Origin of the sequence: Streptococcus pseudopneumoniae (assembly GCF_001073085.1) — a bacterium.
In the GTDB taxonomy this organism is placed as follows: domain Bacteria; phylum Bacillota; class Bacilli; order Lactobacillales; family Streptococcaceae; genus Streptococcus; species Streptococcus pseudopneumoniae_M.
This window is the reverse complement of the sequence record NZ_JVFV01000032.1, coordinates 49,856-64,827: the sequence shown is the minus strand read 5'-3', so window position 1 is coordinate 64,827 and position 14,972 is coordinate 49,856. Positions and strand designations below refer to the sequence as shown.

The following is a 14,972-nucleotide window of genomic DNA, read 5'->3' as shown; positions in this document are numbered from 1 at the left end:
TTTGCATGACATGAAGGTAGATTTTTTCTATTTCCCTACTATCTTATGAATGTCCTACAAACTCTCGAATAACGTTTAGGATTAGATTCTTATCAGCCATGACTGAAACAAAACTATGTTGGAACATATGGGGAACTATGTGAACAGGTCTATCAAAATCGACTAGGTTGTCAATATTCTTATAGGAATTCCCATTTTTCTTATTATACTTTGCAGACTGACTAGTTCCTCCTCTTAAAAACATTGAAATTTCTGTATGATATAATGAACTCCCCCTGCTGATTCTTCCCCTATTTAGAATCTATTAATTCATATTTTATGAAATTAATTAGCATATATTGTTCTTAAAAACCTTGATATTATGTTGTTTTTAACCCAACTGAAACCCATACTTTACAAACCAGGTCTTAAGAAAGCTCGTAAAGCATCACAATTTAGTAAACGTTAATTCGAAAGAATTACTATACTTACAAAGAGCACCTTTTGGGGTGTTCTTTTTTATTGACATCTTTTGGATTGATAATTAAGAATCTTGGTGAAGGGTATCAGGTAACTGAAAAGATTAATCGATAATTCCTTATTTCTCTTTATGTTCGTTTAATGTCTACAATGTAAAAAACTCTAGCTATCAGGTAGTTGATAGTTAGAGTTTTTCTATTCATATGATTTAATTAGATTAAATAAGGCCTCTACTTCTGATGACGGTGTAGCTGATTTGAGATAAGCGTAATAAACTGTAAATGTTATCTGGTCCTCCGGTATTAGAGGGATTTTTATTAAATCATCATCTTCATCAGAAAGTGCGATATCTGCCAGTAAACTAAGGCCAATCCCTTTCTTTAAAAGTTCTTTAATGATGACAATGTCGTCACTCTTGAAGAATATTTCTGCCTTGTTTTGATACTTTTGATTAAGTAGTTCAAAAGCTTTCAGGTGAACAAAGTGTTCGTCTAAAAGTATAAAGGATTGCTCTACTAATTCTTCAAAAGCGAGGGAAGGAGCAGTAGCAAGAGGATGGTTCTTAGATAAAACGACATACAGTTCTTTTTGAAAGAGTTCATGCGTCTCTATTGAAGGATGATTGAGTGGTTCAATCAAACCGAGTAGGCTTGCATCAAGGTCTCCATTGAGGAGAAGGTTTAATAACTCCACGGAGCCACCACGGATAGGGCGCACCTTTTTTAAAAAATCGAATTGGTCTTTTTCGTGTAAGGCAGCAAAGAGATACTGAATGATAATAGGAGGGAATCCTACAGTAGAGTATTGGGCCAAGGAACGATTGATTTCTTTGCGAGTAGAAATGACCTCAGGTAAGATCTTTTCTGTATGCTTTAGAAGGATTTTCCCTTGAGGAGTTAGTTTGAAGGAACGATGCGAGGGATCGTGGTGAATCAATTTGCAATTAAAAGATTCCTCTAAGCGCTTGATGGCATAAGAAATAGATGGTTGGCTGACTTTGTGTTGTTTTGCTACTTCCGTATAGGATTGAAGATGGCAGAGGTCATAAAAATATTGTAGATCTTTTAAATTCATATGGGCTCACTTTCATTAGTTGGAGAAGGAAAATAAGTGGAAATCACCAGATAAATAAATCTTATCCGTATCCTACAATTTGACTATACGAGTATTCGCCGGTTAAAATGTAAGTGAGTCAGGGATATCAAAGGTTATCTAAGATACTTTCAAAAATGACCAACATCTTTTCTCGTTTATCAATAGGGAGCTGTTTAATCTTCATGTTGATTCTTTTGAGTGAAAGATTGTCGGTCTTATCAGAGGTTGATTCAAGGCTATCAAAATTGAAAAATTCCTCTGGGGTCATCTTTAGGGCGACAATCACTTTTTCAAGACTGTGAATGGTCAGATTCACATTTTGGTTTTCAAGTTGATTGATATACTTAAGCCCGAGCCCCGCTTGTTCCGAAAGTTCTTCCTGGCTCATTTTTTTCTGTGTTCGAAAATATTTCACTTTTTGGGAAATATATTGTTGTAAATAGTTTTTATTCGTCATATAAATAGAATACAAGTTTTGCATGACAAAAAAACATCTTAAAAAATACAAAGTATTGTATAACAAACTTATATAATATTTATTTTAATTCGGATTGCCAATTTGTATGATTAGTTTCTTTTACTCGAAACTTTTAGTAAAGAGTGATCATCGAGAGTTTTATGAGTTCAGAACTTTATAAAATATAATAACTTAAAGTGCCATTAACAATAGTGTTTTAAGTATAAAAGAGCTTATTAGAAAAATGTCTTCGTAGACTCATTATAACATATGCGTACACGATTGTATTTTATAAACAACAAAGTTTTCCAAACGGTTCATTTAAGTGGTATAATAGAAGTAAAAAGGAGGTTGCACTATGACTGCACATGATATTTTAAACAATCCTTTCCTCAATAAAGGTACTGCCTTTACCTTAGAGGAGCGAAAGGAACTAGGTCTTATTGGTTTACTGCCACCGTATGTTCAAACGATCGAAGAACAAGCGGCGCAAACTTATGCACAAATGCAAACAAAAGCCAATGATTTGGAAAAGCGTCTTTTCCTAATGGAAATTTTTAATACCAACCGAACTCTTTTCTATTACCTCTTTTCTCAACATTTGGAAGAATTTAATCCAATTGTATACGATCCAACCATTGCAGATACCATTGAAGGCTATAGTGACCTCTTTGTAGATCCCCAATATGCGGGATATCTTGATATCAATCATCCTGAAAATATTGAAGCCACTTTGAAAAATGCTGCTGGGGATCGCGAGATTCGTCTCATTGTTGTAACAGATGCAGAAGGAATCCTTGGAATCGGTGACTGGGGAACAAATGGTGTCGATATTTCTGTTGGGAAATTGATGGTCTACACGGGTGCTGCTGGAATCGATCCTTCTATGGTTCTTCCTTTAGTTATTGATGCAGGGACTAACCGTGAAGAACTTCGTAACAACCCTAATTACTTAGGGAATCGTCACGAACGGGTTCGCGGTGATCGTTACTACGACTTCATTGACCAATTTGTTCAAACAGCAGAACGTCTCTTTTCTAAACTTTACCTTCACTGGGAAGACTTCGGCCGCTTGAATGCTGCCAATATTCTTGAAAAATACCGAAAACAAATTCCAACTTTTAATGATGATATTCAAGGTACAGGAATCGTTACCTTGGGTGGTATCTTTGGTTCACTGGATATTAGTGGTGAAAAATTAACAGATCAAGTTTATCTCTGCTATGGTGGTGGTACTGCGGGTGCAGGAATTGCCTCTCGTGTTCTTCGTGAAATGGTGAGTGAAGGTATTTCTGAAGAAGAAGCCTATAAACGTTTCTTTATGGTTGATAAACAAGGTCTTCTCTTTGATGACATGGATGACCTAACTCCTGAACAAAAACCGTTTGCTAAGAAACGTGCTGACTTTAGTAACGCAGACAAGTTGACTGACCTGCTTGAAGTAGTGAAGACTGTGAAGCCAACCATTCTTGTAGGAACTTCAACTCAACCTAATACCTTCACTAAAGAAATAGTAGAGGCTATGTGTGAAAACACAGAACGTCCGATGATTTTCCCTTTGTCAAATCCAACCAAGCTAGCAGAAGCTAGTGCCAAAGATTTGATTGAATGGTCAGATGGCAAAGCTTTTGTCGCAACAGGAATTCCTTCTGATACAGTTTCTTATAAAGGTGTAGACTATGTGATTGGTCAAGCCAATAATGCCTTGATTTACCCAGGTCTTGGTCTAGGTATGCTGGCTTCTGAAGCAAGTCTTTTGACTGATGAAATGATTGGAGCAGCAGCTCATTCATTGAGTGGTATTGTCAATCCAGGCCAACCAGGAGCTCCTGTCTTGCCACCATTCAAGTATGTAGCAGATGTTTCTATTAAAGTAGCAGAAGCAGTCGCTAAAAAAGCACAAGAGCAAGGTCTTGCGCGTGCTAAGGAAACAGATATGGCCAAAGCAGTTCGTGATTTGAAGTGGTATCCAGAGTATAAATAATTCATTGCTACTGTCTATCCTTCGCTAGCGACAGATTTGTATGGGTTGTGGACTTAAGTAATTTAGAAAGGATACCTATGTCACTCTTTTTAACCTCGATTACGAGTATCATTCCGATTATCGCTATTATTGTTTTGGGGTATATTCTTCAGGTGAAGGGATGGTTTGGAGATGCCTTTGGACCTAACCTATCTCGTTTGATCATGAATGTAGCCTTGCCAGCGTCAATCTTTGTGTCGGTAATGAAATACCTAACACTAGATAAACTAATCAGTCTTTCTGGAGGTCTCCTTTATACATTTGTGGCCTTTATCTTGGGCTATATCGTAGCTTATATTGCAGTTATGGCTTTCAAGGTTCGTCCAGGACGGCGAGGAACCATGATTAATACCTTTGTGAATGCCAATACTATTTTTATTGGTTTACCTTTAAACGTTGCTCTTTTTGGGGATCAGGCTCTTCCTTATTTCTTAATTTACTATATCACCAACACGATTTCCACCTGGACATTGGGCGTGTATTTGATGACGAGTGACAGTAAATCGGGTCAAAGCAAGGAGACGAGTAAATTTGACTGGAAGAAATTGCTACCAGCTCCGCTTGTAGGTTTTCTTGTGGCTCTGCTATTTTTGATTCTCCGAATCTCTATTCCAGATTTCGCAACGAATACCTTAACCTATGTTGGAAATATCGTCACTCCCCTATCTCTGATTTATATTGGTATCGTTCTTGCAAAGGCAGGCTTGAAAACTATTACTTTTGATAAAGATACAATTGTCACTTTAGTTGGACGCTTTATCCTGGCTCCTCTAATCATGCTTCTTGTATTGAAGTTCTTTGCACCAAATATGGCGACAGTAGAATTTAAGACCTTTATGATTCAGTCCTCTACACCAGCTTTAGCTGTTCTTCCGATTCTTGCTAATCAGGGAAAAGGAGATGTGGAATTCTCTACGAATGTGGTGACTCTAAGTACGGTTCTATTTATCGTTGTTATTCCAATATTACAAACTTTATTAGGATAAGAAGGTAGAGGATAGGATTGAAAGTTTTGCGTTAAGAAATTTCACTATTATAGATACATCTATTCCTATTTCTTGAAATCAAAATCGGCAGAAACTCTTCGGACGTTTCCTATCAAGCGCTTTCGAGCTGTCCTAAAAGCCAGACTTTTCAAACTAGGATTGAAAAAAGCTCGTAAAGCTTCACAATTTAGTAAACGTTCTTCGAAAGAATGACTATACTTACAAAGAGCACCTTTCGAGGTGTTCTTTTTATGCTTCCATACTAAATTGGTGCAATTGACACAGTTGTTGCGACTTTAGTCGCTTACAAATGTGGCTGCAACCTGACAAAGTCAGTTGCCTCAAAAGGTTCATCAACACGATACTATCAACGTTTCGAAACACTTCGTGGTTCACACCATGAGGTGTTTTTTAATGAATTTAAGAAAAGCCCATACAACTTTACTTGAAAGAATGCTATAATAGCTTAGAATAACTGATTTTCTGTTGAAATAAATTTATGGGGATTACGATGTCACTTGTCTTAAAGGTTGGCTTGTTCTATTAGACAATTGGATTTTGAATTCCTTTTTTCAACTGTCTTTGTCCGTCTTGAAAATGCAAATTGGGGTAGTCGTTATCCAATCCTTATGAATGAATTGTATCAGGGGAGAGTTTCAGTATATTATTTAAAGAATTGTCTACTCTAACTATAGAGTATAGTTTAGCAAATTATCGTCTTATGATAATATTTTGGGCTTTGAACATGCAATTTCTATGGGGAAAAGTGTTGAGATTTCTAGTTTGTAGATTTTCTTGCTTGTGCAGGACTAAGTTATGAGACGGATGCTCGAAATAGTGAAAAATTTAAAGTAAAAGATTTTACAAAAAATCAGCAGAGGTGGGAAATGAGAGTCGTTTTATTGCCGATTTATTATAAGGATGAGAATAGAATAGAAACTTGTCAGATTTTTATTAGAGATAGCGAAGAATTATGTATTCTTGATGTTGATAGAGATTCGGGTTTTAAACGCTATGAAGCTGACTCTTTCTTTGAGGCGCTTACGAACTATCGTCTGGATTTGGAAAAGGAAGGAGGGGTTCTCCAATGCAATGGAGCTGACAAGTGTGTATTTCCTTCTCCGATGCAGCTGAATTTTGGAGGAGAAAAAGCCTATTTCTTAGAAATGAGAAAACAAGCCAGTTTAAACAATGTTTATGAGATTTTTGACCAAGATAAACCAAACTTAAACTGTGTCAGTGTCGCAGAACAGAAACAATTTTATGATGATTGGTTTACTAGCTTAGTAGGTGGGAGCCATTAAACCTGCTTTAAAAGTAGCTATCGGAACAAGTCTTAGTAAACTGTGTTTTGGACCGTGTGACAGATGAAAGAATTGTAGATGGACATTATCACGGAAAATTGGGAGAATACGAGTTGAAATTAAACTAAAGACTTACTTAGTCCATGTTATGGGTGGTATCTAAAGAGAGATGATTTTGACTGGATAGATAGTTGGGGAATTAGGGGGACTGAATGTTGTATTATAAAACAATTTGGAATCACACGAATGACTGTGATCCGATCATAATGTATTCTGAAATAGACGAGGAGCGCTATGAAACGAAACGATTAGATATCTACCATAATGGACACGTAGCTTATTTTGATAATCGGACACCTTTGGAGTTGGGAGAAGCTCCATATCCAAGTGATTTTGATGCAATAAATGCTATAGGGGAGTTTGATGTATCTGAAATATCAGCGATAGATTTTGAGAATATTCTAAAAATGTATGACACAGAAGCTTTAATCGAAGATTATTGTATCAAATTAGCTAAATGGGCCGAAAGGTAACAAGTATTTGCTGTTTTTTCAATAGTAACAAGGGGGAACATTCATGTCGGACATTACATTTGAGCATTCTTTCTTTTCCTATCCACAATCATTAAAGGATTTAGTTTCCGAAGGTAGGGTTGATTTTGGTGTATGGTACTTGATGAATGACGATGAAACAGTGAGAAGATTTCGAGGTCTTCAAACAAGATATCCTGAGCGAACATTATATCCATTTGCAAGGAGAGGTGATAATGATGATATCGCCTGTTTTGAAGATGTTGATAGTACTCTAGTGCATATCATTCATGACTTTGCTGATATAGGATGGGAGCAAAGAGAAGTGTTTCCCACTATTGATGCCTGGTTAGAATACATTGAGGAGTGTAATCTTCAAGATAGACGGTGACTTGGTGTTAGGCTGAACCTTGGTAGAGCTTAGCGCTATTGATGAAAATAGTCATCTATAAATATCTGAGGAATTTATTTGGAGATAAATGGGAAGGAGAAAAATCTTGTTGCTGTTTGATTTATCTACCAAGCAAAAAGAGCTTGAAGAACTAGATTATTGGGAAATGGGAATACTAGATTTAAAGATATCCTATTTTGGAGATGAGGTTTCTTTGTGCATAGAAGATTATCATAACAAAGAAAAATACTGGGAAATTAAGTTTTTAGTATGCGCAAAAGTAGAGTATAGCAATGATGCTTTAGACATCCAGTGGAGAAAAGATAAACATGTCAAAGATATGACTAGAGGGGAATTGCATCATCATGGTCAAGAAATTTCTTTACAAATTTATGAGGAGAATCCTGATTTTGTGAAGTGTATGGTTGATATTGGTTTGTTGCAAATGACAATTGTTTGCCGCGATATTCAGATAGAACATCTTGATTTAAAGGATGCTCAGTTCTTTTGGCAGGATCGTGAAACTGTAGAATGAGTAAAGTGTACCTAAACGGTTATCATAACGGATCGAAGAACAACAAAAAACGTGTAATTTATTACTGAGTATTGATAAATAGGAATGAAATGATGTTAAGTGTTGAATTGAGAATAGCGGTAGCAGACGTAACCATGATAGATAGCTTATTGAATTTATTAGATGTTAGCCAGAAGATTGTTACTTCTCACTTTTATTATAAGGACCAGGAACTAAGTTATTCAAGTGCTATAAAGTGGGAGCGGTATTTTTCGAGTCCAGCTACTGGATATTTGCATGTGAGGCAAATATTTGTAGGAAGAGTTGTTGAAGATGCGATGATTATTATTTCAGGAAATAGCGATATCGTCGATTTTATCATTGAATTTCGCGTTGAACATCTGACAGATGAGGATATAAATAGTATTAAAAAATTTATCCTAAAATCTAATCGAACTATTTCAGATAAGGACATTGAAGTTATCTGTGAAGAGTATTGAGATTTGATAGGCTATTATAAGATTAGCGAACGTAATACTTTGGTAGAAATCAAAAGAGATGAGATCAGTGAGGAGCTGACTGGAGGTAAATAAAATGATTTTTGAGGATTTAAGAGAACTCTTACTCTCGATAGTTGAAGAAGATGCTATTATTTCGACTTTATTTTTGTTTTTTATTAAAAATAAAGGATATTCGCCTCAGATATTGGAAGAGATTATTTTTTATGGAGTGACAATAGGTTGGTTTAAAATTGTTAATGTAGAAAATGATAATATTTCTTATACGGAAATCGAGTGGAGAATGGATAATGTCTTTCAAGAAATCGTTTTTTGCGATAATGATTTTGCTGTAAAGACTTTATTGACACAGGAAGGTGGAATTCCAGAATTATTCAGGAAATTTATCTTATGACAGGAACAATCTTCATTTGTCAAAGAGAGAATTTTGGTAACTTGAATCTCCAGGCCTGTGCGATAAGGAAGTTCAATATACCCATAATAAAAATAGAAAGACTAGATAAAGCATGACAGATAAGCAAGCACTATTTTTACAAGAACTAAAAATCATCCAGGAGCAAGCTGTAAATATGAATATCCATCAGAGTGATTTAACTAAAGAAGAACTGCTTTTTAATGTTAGTTATGATACTTTGGTTTTGATGATGGAATTGTTGGATGGCTATCGTAATATGAATTTAGAGTTATCTGATAAAGAGAGTAAGGAAGTTTTAAATAAGAATATACAATTACATGATGGGGTTGTTGATTTTTTGAAGTCATTTTAATTTAGCTAAGATGTGACATGTGCTCTAATCTCCATAAAATAGGGAGTGAATAGGAGGAGAGGAAATGGTTGGAGATCTTTTGAAAATCGATAGGATTAAGATGCTATTGCTCGAGAATGGAATTTCTTTGGAACCAGGTCTAAGTGATGAAGAAATACAAAAAGTTGAGACAATCTATGGAATTGAATTTCCTGAGCAGTGGTTGGCAGTCTATCAACAATTGTTGCCTATTTCAGAAGGTTTTTATAACTGGAGAGATTTCTCAGCTGAAAATATAGAACATATAAAACGGAACCTAGCTGCTCCCTATGATGGAATTTTGGAAAGTTTGGATGAACTGGTGTGGGATGCATCTTGGGGAATCGAGCCGACTACACTCTTGGACAGAAATGTACAAATCAGGAAAATATTAGGATCAGCACCTCGCTTAATCCCCTTATATGGGCATCGTTTTCTCCCTAGTTATGAGAATCAGGAGATGCCGATTTTATCAGTAGTGGATTTAGATATTATTTACTATGGCAAAGACTTATACGATTATTTTGAGATTGAATTTGGAAATAGGAAACTTTCTCTAGCTTTAAAAGAATATAAGCAAGTACCCTTCTGGACGAGTGACTTTTATTAAATGTTTTTACAAAGATAACTGGTCGCACCCTTGAAAACTTCATCTTACTTTGAAATATGCTAAACCCACGATTGGAATTTCTAGATGTCAAGTTAGAGTTTGATCTGTAACTAAATGCCAGGATAAGAGTCGTATTTGCTCTGATAGGAAAGCATGTATCGCTGTGGGTTAGTGCTTTTAAAATAGCTTCCATAGGCATTCCAGCCTGTTTAGCAAGATGTTGGAATTTATGAGGACTTTGATGGATATTATTTTTCTTCATAGTATGTTGTGTTATAATGTAGATACGATATGAAAAAATTAAGATATCTCTTTAAATTTTGTAAATATCACTTTGTATGAACATGAGTAAATTTGAGTTTAAAGAATGATAGGAGATGGTTTACAATGATAAGTTTAGAGTTGATGTCTGAAGAAAATAGCATAGATGTTTATTCTTTTGAAAAAGAAAATAGAGAGTATTTTGAGCGGAATTTACCTCCTAGATCAGCTACCTATTTTGATTCAGAAGGTTTTAAAGAAATTACAAGGGAATTGTTAAGGGAACAAGAGAATCATGATGTCTACATGCATCTTATTAGAGATGCACAAGGTACTATGGTCGGAAGAATCAATTTAAGTGTCTTAGAGGATGATCGAAAAACAGCAGAACTTGGATATAGGATTGGAGAAAATGTTACTAATTTAGGATATGCAAGCGAAGCAGTTAAACTCGTTTTAGAAAAGGCCTTTACTACTTATGGTTTACATAAGATTATCGCAGGGACGGCAACGGACAATCTGGCCTCTCAGAGAGTGCTTTTAAAAAACGGTTTCACCTTTAGTAAAATCATAGAAAATGACTTTCAAATGAATAACGAGTGGATTCATACGGCGATATTTGAGATAAGGAATCTATAGCATCATCATTACCAGTCGTTTGCCAAAACTCAACATTCCTAGTAGACATTCGTCTACTTTTTTTATATAATAAAAATAAACCAAAATGGTTGAATTTTTAAAATAGAATCAACCTACGATGAAAACATCACGCTAGGAGGTAAAATATGTACCAACCAGAGAAACTCAAGGCTCGGAGAAAAGAGCTAAAATTAACACAGAAAGAGATTGCAGAGCAGCTTGGCATTAGTTTTCAGGCTTATTCGGCTTGGGAGCGTGGAGTCAAGGAGCCTTCCGAAGAAAAGGTTAGTCAGCTAGAGAAAATCTTAAAAGTACCAAAAGGCTATTTCACCCAAATTGAGATTGTCCGTCTCTACAATAGCCTCTCTAATCAAGGGAAAGAAAAGGTGGTAGTTTATGCTCGCAACCTGGTTCAAGAAGAACAAGCCAAGAAGGTAACGACCATGCCAGAAAAACTTTTCGAGTATCATGTCTACGAACGTATGTCAGCCGGTATCGGAGCTTCAGTTTATGATGATCGCAACTTTGATACGGTTTATTTCAATGAGGAACTGGCTCATGATTTTGCTTCCTGGGTATCAGGGGATTCTATGGAACCTAAATATCAAAACGGTTCCGTGGCTCTGATTCGAGAGACCGGATTTGATTATGACGGGGCAGTCTATGCAGTGGTTTGCAATAACCAGACCTATATCAAACGGGTCTATCGAGAGGCAGAAGGTTTACGTCTAGTCTCCATCAATCCTAAATACAAGGATATTTTCATCTCCTATGAGGAAGATCCGAGGATTGTAGGCATTATCGTGGGTAACTTTGTGCCAATGGAGGGATAGTCTATGGGCTACTTTGATTATTCCAGAGAGCCCAAAAGTGATATTGCCTTTGTCGATATGAAGTCCTTTTATGCCAGTGTTGAGTGTGTGGAAAGAGGGCTTCATCCTCTTAAAACCTCCCTTTGTGTCATGAGTCGGGCGGATAATTCTGTTGGGCTTATTCTTGCCTCCTCGCCTATGTTTAAAAAGGTGTTTGGGAAAGCAAATGTTGGTCGAGCTCATGATATGCCTTTTGATATCAAGACGCGCAAATTTTCCTACTACAATGCTAAGAAACAAGGCCTACCTACGGATTCAGCTTATGTGAAATTTATCGAGGATTGGGCTCAAGTGACCGTCATTGTTCCTCCTCGGATGGATAAGTATATTGCAGTCAATATGGAAATCCAACGAATCTTTCATAACTATGGCAGTCCAGATGATATTTATCCTTATTCAATTGATGAAGGCTTTATTGATCTAACCAGTTCGCTCAATTATTTTGTTCCGGACCAGCAGATTTCTCGTAAAGATAAGCTGGACATGCTTTCGGCTCGTATCCAGAGAGATATCTGGCGGCAGACCGGGATTTACTCGACAGTCGGTATGTCGAATGCCAATCCTCTGCTTGCTAAGTTGGCCTTGGATAATGAAGCTAAGCACACACCGACTATGCGAGCCAATTGGTCTTACCAAGATGTGGAGGATAAGGTCTGGTCCATTCCAAAGATGACCGACTTTTGGGGGATTGGGCATCGGATGGAGAAGCGCTTGAATAGCTTGGAAATCTATTCGATTAAGGAATTAGCCAATAGCAATCCTGATGTCCTGAAGAAGGAGCTTGGCCAAGCTGGACTACGCTTGTGGTTTCATGCCAATGGAATAGATGAGAGTAATGTTCATAAGCCTTATAAGCCAAAATCTCACGGCTTAGGCAATTCGCAAATTTTACCGAGAGACTATGTCAAGCAGCGAGATATCGAAGTTATCTTCCGAGAGATGGCTGAGCAGGTGGCTATCAGGCTTCGACGGGCCAGAAAGAAGACGACAGTTGTGTCTATCCATCTTAGTTTTTCTAAGCAGGAACAAAAACGCTCCATCCATACCCAGATGAAGGTTGAGCCGACCAATAATACCAGTCTTTTAGTCAGTTATGTACTGAAATTATTCCATAGCAAATATACTTCTGGGGCTGTCAGAAGTGTTGCCGTTAGTTATTCAGGATTTGTGGACGAGTCCTTTGCTTTAATTTCCCTTTTTGATGATGTTGACAAGCTAGAAAAAGAAGAAAGGCTCCAGACTGCCATTGATTCCATTCGAGAACAATTCGGATTTACTTCTCTCTTGAAGGCGACTGCCTTAGAGGATGCATCGAGAAGTATTGCCAGAAGTAAGCTGATCGGAGGGCATTCTGCTGGAGGATTAGATGGACTCAAATGATTGATCGTTCTTACTTACCTTTTCAATCCGCGAGGGACTACCAGGATCCAGGCATGCAGAAGTGGATGGGATTTTTCTTATCGGAGCATACCAGTTCACTCAGTGCAGAAAAAAATCGTGTCGATGTATCGCCTGATTTGAATCCAGTTGAGAAATTGTTGTGGCTTTCCCAGCTCTACGTTGGACGACAAAAAGGCTCTTTTGTGGTCAAGGAGAAAAATTATAAAAGCACGATATTGGGTGAAGTAAGAGAATTATCTCCTCAAGAAATCTCTGTTAGAACGGATGAAGGTTATCGATTAATAAAGGTAGATGATATTCTCACAATCCAACTTTGTCAGGAGGAAGTTGATGACTAGAAAAGAGTTATATGAAAACAAATTGCAGATGGATTACTTCTCAGATGATTACATCCGCTTTGAAGAAGATTTTCAAAAGTACTCTACCATGAATGTACCCCTGACCTTTCTCATTGATGATATCCTACGGACCATGGCCATCAACCAAAAGAACTACTTTGTTTTAAACAAGGAAAATGCCAAAGATGGCAGAGATCATTATTATTATTTTGAGATAGATTATCGCGTAGGATGTAGAAGTTTTCACTATAAAAAGCATGTGAATAGATAATTTGAACGCTATGACAGATGAAGCCTATATTTATTTTGAAAATAAATTACCCAGTGAAATAGCACCCCTAACAGAGAGTGCTAAAACATTATAAATTCATCAAGTGATTTGAAAATTTTGAGAATAACGGAAAAAACGTAAAAAATGTTTGATCAGTAGATAAATATATCGATGACTATATTTTTTATCATATTGTAAAATAAAAATTTCTCTCCACAAGAATACAAAGACTAGTAGATTTAAGAATGTATAGACCCCGAAAGTTAAATTTTTCGGGGGTGTAGTACAGAGGAATTCCTCCCTCTCAAAGCCTCTCTTTTGTCATGAGTTGTTGAATATCAAGAAATGCAAATCTTATGAACTATAATGCCAAGAAATAAGGCTTGCCAACAGATCCAAAATTTATCTAAGATTGGTTTCGAGTGCCTCTGCTTATTCCTTCTAGAGATTGCAGTCAATATGGTGGAAATTTAGACCATTTAATGCAGAATAGAGAGTCAGATTTGTCATCAAAACAACATCATTTTCTTAGTTCTTGTCATAGATTTGTAATGAAAATGTACTTTTTTTATAAAAATCAAAATGCTATAATTCTCTAAACAATTTTCCTTGCACAGGGAGGTTATTATGAAAAAATATAGATTGTTAAAGAAAAGTTTCTTGGCGCGTATCCTTGGATTGCTGATGGTATTTCTCTTCCTATCAGCGTTCACAGCACCTGAAAAACCAGACTATGGTATCTACGATCCAAATCACTATTTGACAGAGGACACTATCACACAAATTCGTGATTTGAATGAAGCTAATAGTAAAAAGGCAGAAAAGCTTCAAGTGGGAGTTTATATCGTGGACAGTTTAGAAGGAGAAAGCATTGAAACAGTAGCTAATGAGACTGCTAGAGCCTGGAAGATAGGTTATTCAGGAGATAATTTTGGAAGTTTGATTGTGGTAGCTGTTCAAGATCGAAAATCAAGAATTGAAACCAGTAATAACACTGCTATCAGGATAACAGACTATCAAACCAAGCAGATCTTGGCAGCCAGTCGTACAGATTTTAAAAATGGGGACTATAGTAAGGGGATTCTAGCGATTGCCAAAGCTTTGGATAATCAGTTTTATAAGGGAAGTGGAACCTTTTCATCTGATGAAACGTCGTTTGCAGATGCTTCCGCCAAAATCAGACGTTACTCCGATAGCATCAGTGGTAAAAAATCGAGTCGAAATAGAAGCAGTTCCTCAAATTACAGTCAAAAAAATGACCCCATAAAAGATTTCTTTGGATTCATGATGGTGGTATATATCATTGGAGTCATTATTGCCGTTATCAGAGGAGGTGGAAGTTCTCGTAACGGTGACTCGTCTAGCGGTGGCTGGTGGTTTAGTGACTCATCCGATTCAGATTCATCTTGGTCAGACTCAGGTTCAGATTCTTCTGGTGGCTGGGACGGCGGAGGCTTTGACGGTGGAGGTTCCTCTGATGATTGGTAATGTTAGTATAAAATTTAAAGAAATGAGTAG

20 protein-coding genes are annotated in these 14,972 nt (G+C 36.8%); 17 read left to right on the top strand and 3 right to left on the bottom strand.

Going from position 1 to position 14,972, the window contains the following annotated elements; translation table 11 throughout:
* Positions 1-43 precede the first annotated feature (43 nt).
* The 3 genes from ADH90_RS06910 to ADH90_RS06900 form a co-directional block, all read right to left on the bottom strand.
* The gene (locus tag ADH90_RS06910; protein WP_049530573.1) at positions 44-244 is read right to left on the bottom strand and encodes a hypothetical protein; all 201 of its coding nucleotides are present in this window, start codon (positions 242-244) and stop codon (positions 44-46) included.
* A gap of 410 nt (positions 245-654) precedes the next feature.
* Positions 655-1,533, bottom strand: coding sequence for a LysR family transcriptional regulator (locus ADH90_RS06905; RefSeq protein ID WP_049530571.1), 879 nt, complete (start codon positions 1,531-1,533; stop codon positions 655-657).
* 127 nt (positions 1,534-1,660) lie between these two features.
* Positions 1,661-2,011 carry a helix-turn-helix domain-containing protein gene (locus tag ADH90_RS06900; RefSeq protein ID WP_004250856.1) on the bottom strand — a complete coding sequence of 117 codons (351 nt, stop codon included), beginning with the start codon at positions 2,009-2,011 and terminating at the stop codon, positions 1,661-1,663.
* Positions 2,012-2,369: 358 nt separating this feature from the next.
* Between ADH90_RS06900 and ADH90_RS06895 the strand changes: the two genes are divergently transcribed.
* The 17 genes from ADH90_RS06895 to ADH90_RS06820 all read left to right on the top strand — a co-directional run bounded on the left by ADH90_RS06895 (position 2,370) and on the right by ADH90_RS06820 (position 14,942).
* Entirely contained in the window at positions 2,370-3,995 is a 1,626-nt protein-coding gene (locus ADH90_RS06895; RefSeq protein WP_049530569.1) for a malolactic enzyme, read from the top strand.
* A 77-nt stretch (positions 3,996-4,072) separates the two neighbouring features.
* Entirely contained in the window at positions 4,073-5,020 is a 948-nt protein-coding gene (locus ADH90_RS06890) for an AEC family transporter (RefSeq protein WP_049530568.1), read from the top strand.
* 530 nt (positions 5,021-5,550) lie between these two features.
* Positions 5,551-5,709: an Imm70 family immunity protein gene (locus tag ADH90_RS11195; protein WP_152904487.1), complete on the top strand. Its 159-nt coding sequence runs from the start codon at positions 5,551-5,553 to the stop codon at positions 5,707-5,709.
* A 198-nt stretch (positions 5,710-5,907) separates the two neighbouring features.
* On the top strand, positions 5,908-6,324 hold the full coding sequence (locus ADH90_RS11355; RefSeq protein WP_049530567.1) for a hypothetical protein: 417 nt from the start codon (positions 5,908-5,910) through the stop codon (positions 6,322-6,324).
* Between the two features lie 212 nt (positions 6,325-6,536).
* Complete coding sequence (locus tag ADH90_RS06880; RefSeq protein ID WP_049530565.1) at positions 6,537-6,857, top strand: DUF6881 domain-containing protein; 321 nt, start codon at positions 6,537-6,539, stop codon at positions 6,855-6,857.
* 43 nt (positions 6,858-6,900) lie between these two features.
* Positions 6,901-7,245 carry a hypothetical protein gene (locus ADH90_RS06875; protein WP_049530564.1) on the top strand — a complete coding sequence of 115 codons (345 nt, stop codon included), beginning with the start codon at positions 6,901-6,903 and terminating at the stop codon, positions 7,243-7,245.
* Between the two features lie 88 nt (positions 7,246-7,333).
* On the top strand, positions 7,334-7,780 hold the full coding sequence (locus tag ADH90_RS06870) for a hypothetical protein (RefSeq protein WP_049530563.1): 447 nt from the start codon (positions 7,334-7,336) through the stop codon (positions 7,778-7,780).
* An 89-nt stretch (positions 7,781-7,869) separates the two neighbouring features.
* Positions 7,870-8,259 carry a hypothetical protein gene (locus tag ADH90_RS06865; protein ID WP_239681992.1) on the top strand — a complete coding sequence of 130 codons (390 nt, stop codon included), beginning with the start codon at positions 7,870-7,872 and terminating at the stop codon, positions 8,257-8,259.
* A gap of 94 nt (positions 8,260-8,353) precedes the next feature.
* On the top strand, positions 8,354-8,671 hold the full coding sequence (locus ADH90_RS06860; RefSeq protein ID WP_049530561.1) for a hypothetical protein: 318 nt from the start codon (positions 8,354-8,356) through the stop codon (positions 8,669-8,671).
* Positions 8,672-8,783: 112 nt separating this feature from the next.
* The gene (locus tag ADH90_RS06855; protein ID WP_049530560.1) at positions 8,784-9,044 is read left to right on the top strand and encodes a hypothetical protein; all 261 of its coding nucleotides are present in this window, start codon (positions 8,784-8,786) and stop codon (positions 9,042-9,044) included.
* Between the two features lie 64 nt (positions 9,045-9,108).
* A complete protein-coding gene (locus ADH90_RS06850; RefSeq protein ID WP_049530559.1) occupies positions 9,109-9,672 on the top strand; it encodes a hypothetical protein in 564 nt (187 codons plus the stop codon).
* A 387-nt stretch (positions 9,673-10,059) separates the two neighbouring features.
* Positions 10,060-10,572: a GNAT family N-acetyltransferase gene (locus ADH90_RS06845; protein ID WP_049530558.1), complete on the top strand. Its 513-nt coding sequence runs from the start codon at positions 10,060-10,062 to the stop codon at positions 10,570-10,572.
* Positions 10,573-10,718: 146 nt separating this feature from the next.
* Positions 10,719-11,405: an XRE family transcriptional regulator gene (locus ADH90_RS06840; RefSeq protein ID WP_049530557.1), complete on the top strand. Its 687-nt coding sequence runs from the start codon at positions 10,719-10,721 to the stop codon at positions 11,403-11,405.
* 3 nt (positions 11,406-11,408) lie between these two features.
* The gene (locus tag ADH90_RS06835) at positions 11,409-12,824 is read left to right on the top strand and encodes a Y-family DNA polymerase (RefSeq protein WP_049530556.1); all 1,416 of its coding nucleotides are present in this window, start codon (positions 11,409-11,411) and stop codon (positions 12,822-12,824) included.
* The gene (locus ADH90_RS06830; RefSeq protein ID WP_049530555.1) at positions 12,821-13,183 is read left to right on the top strand and encodes a hypothetical protein; all 363 of its coding nucleotides are present in this window, start codon (positions 12,821-12,823) and stop codon (positions 13,181-13,183) included. The genes ADH90_RS06835 and ADH90_RS06830 overlap by 4 nt, the downstream gene beginning before the upstream one ends.
* On the top strand, positions 13,176-13,454 hold the full coding sequence (locus ADH90_RS06825) for a DUF5960 family protein (protein ID WP_049530554.1): 279 nt from the start codon (positions 13,176-13,178) through the stop codon (positions 13,452-13,454). Before ADH90_RS06830 ends, ADH90_RS06825 begins: the two co-directional genes overlap by 8 nt.
* 627 nt (positions 13,455-14,081) lie before the next feature.
* Positions 14,082-14,942, top strand: a complete 861-nt coding sequence (locus tag ADH90_RS06820; protein ID WP_000760786.1) for a TPM domain-containing protein — start codon at positions 14,082-14,084, stop codon at positions 14,940-14,942.
* The last annotated feature ends 30 nt before the right edge of the window (positions 14,943-14,972 follow it).

Excerpts from the sequence above, each read along its gene's own strand:
- ADH90_RS06910 (WP_049530573.1), bottom strand. The coding sequence starts at position 244 with ATGTTTTTAAGAGGAGGAACTAGTCAGTCTGCAAAGTATAATAAGAAA.
- ADH90_RS06905 (WP_049530571.1), bottom strand. The coding sequence starts at position 1,533 with ATGAATTTAAAAGATCTACAATATTTTTATGACCTCTGCCATCTTCAA.
- ADH90_RS06900 (WP_004250856.1), bottom strand. The coding sequence starts at position 2,011 with ATGACGAATAAAAACTATTTACAACAATATATTTCCCAAAAAGTGAAA.
- ADH90_RS06895 (WP_049530569.1), top strand. The coding sequence starts at position 2,370 with ATGACTGCACATGATATTTTAAACAATCCTTTCCTCAATAAAGGTACT.
- ADH90_RS06890 (WP_049530568.1), top strand. The coding sequence starts at position 4,073 with ATGTCACTCTTTTTAACCTCGATTACGAGTATCATTCCGATTATCGCT.
- ADH90_RS11355 (WP_049530567.1), top strand. The coding sequence starts at position 5,908 with ATGAGAGTCGTTTTATTGCCGATTTATTATAAGGATGAGAATAGAATA.
- ADH90_RS06880 (WP_049530565.1), top strand. The coding sequence starts at position 6,537 with ATGTTGTATTATAAAACAATTTGGAATCACACGAATGACTGTGATCCG.
- ADH90_RS06875 (WP_049530564.1), top strand. The coding sequence starts at position 6,901 with ATGTCGGACATTACATTTGAGCATTCTTTCTTTTCCTATCCACAATCA.
- ADH90_RS06870 (WP_049530563.1), top strand. The coding sequence starts at position 7,334 with ATGGGAAGGAGAAAAATCTTGTTGCTGTTTGATTTATCTACCAAGCAA.
- ADH90_RS06865 (WP_239681992.1), top strand. The coding sequence starts at position 7,870 with ATGATGTTAAGTGTTGAATTGAGAATAGCGGTAGCAGACGTAACCATG.
- ADH90_RS06860 (WP_049530561.1), top strand. The coding sequence starts at position 8,354 with ATGATTTTTGAGGATTTAAGAGAACTCTTACTCTCGATAGTTGAAGAA.
- ADH90_RS06855 (WP_049530560.1), top strand. The coding sequence starts at position 8,784 with ATGACAGATAAGCAAGCACTATTTTTACAAGAACTAAAAATCATCCAG.
- ADH90_RS06850 (WP_049530559.1), top strand. The coding sequence starts at position 9,109 with ATGGTTGGAGATCTTTTGAAAATCGATAGGATTAAGATGCTATTGCTC.
- ADH90_RS06845 (WP_049530558.1), top strand. The coding sequence starts at position 10,060 with ATGATAAGTTTAGAGTTGATGTCTGAAGAAAATAGCATAGATGTTTAT.
- ADH90_RS06840 (WP_049530557.1), top strand. The coding sequence starts at position 10,719 with ATGTACCAACCAGAGAAACTCAAGGCTCGGAGAAAAGAGCTAAAATTA.
- ADH90_RS06835 (WP_049530556.1), top strand. The coding sequence starts at position 11,409 with ATGGGCTACTTTGATTATTCCAGAGAGCCCAAAAGTGATATTGCCTTT.
- ADH90_RS06830 (WP_049530555.1), top strand. The coding sequence starts at position 12,821 with ATGATTGATCGTTCTTACTTACCTTTTCAATCCGCGAGGGACTACCAG.
- ADH90_RS06825 (WP_049530554.1), top strand. The coding sequence starts at position 13,176 with ATGACTAGAAAAGAGTTATATGAAAACAAATTGCAGATGGATTACTTC.
- ADH90_RS06820 (WP_000760786.1), top strand. The coding sequence starts at position 14,082 with ATGAAAAAATATAGATTGTTAAAGAAAAGTTTCTTGGCGCGTATCCTT.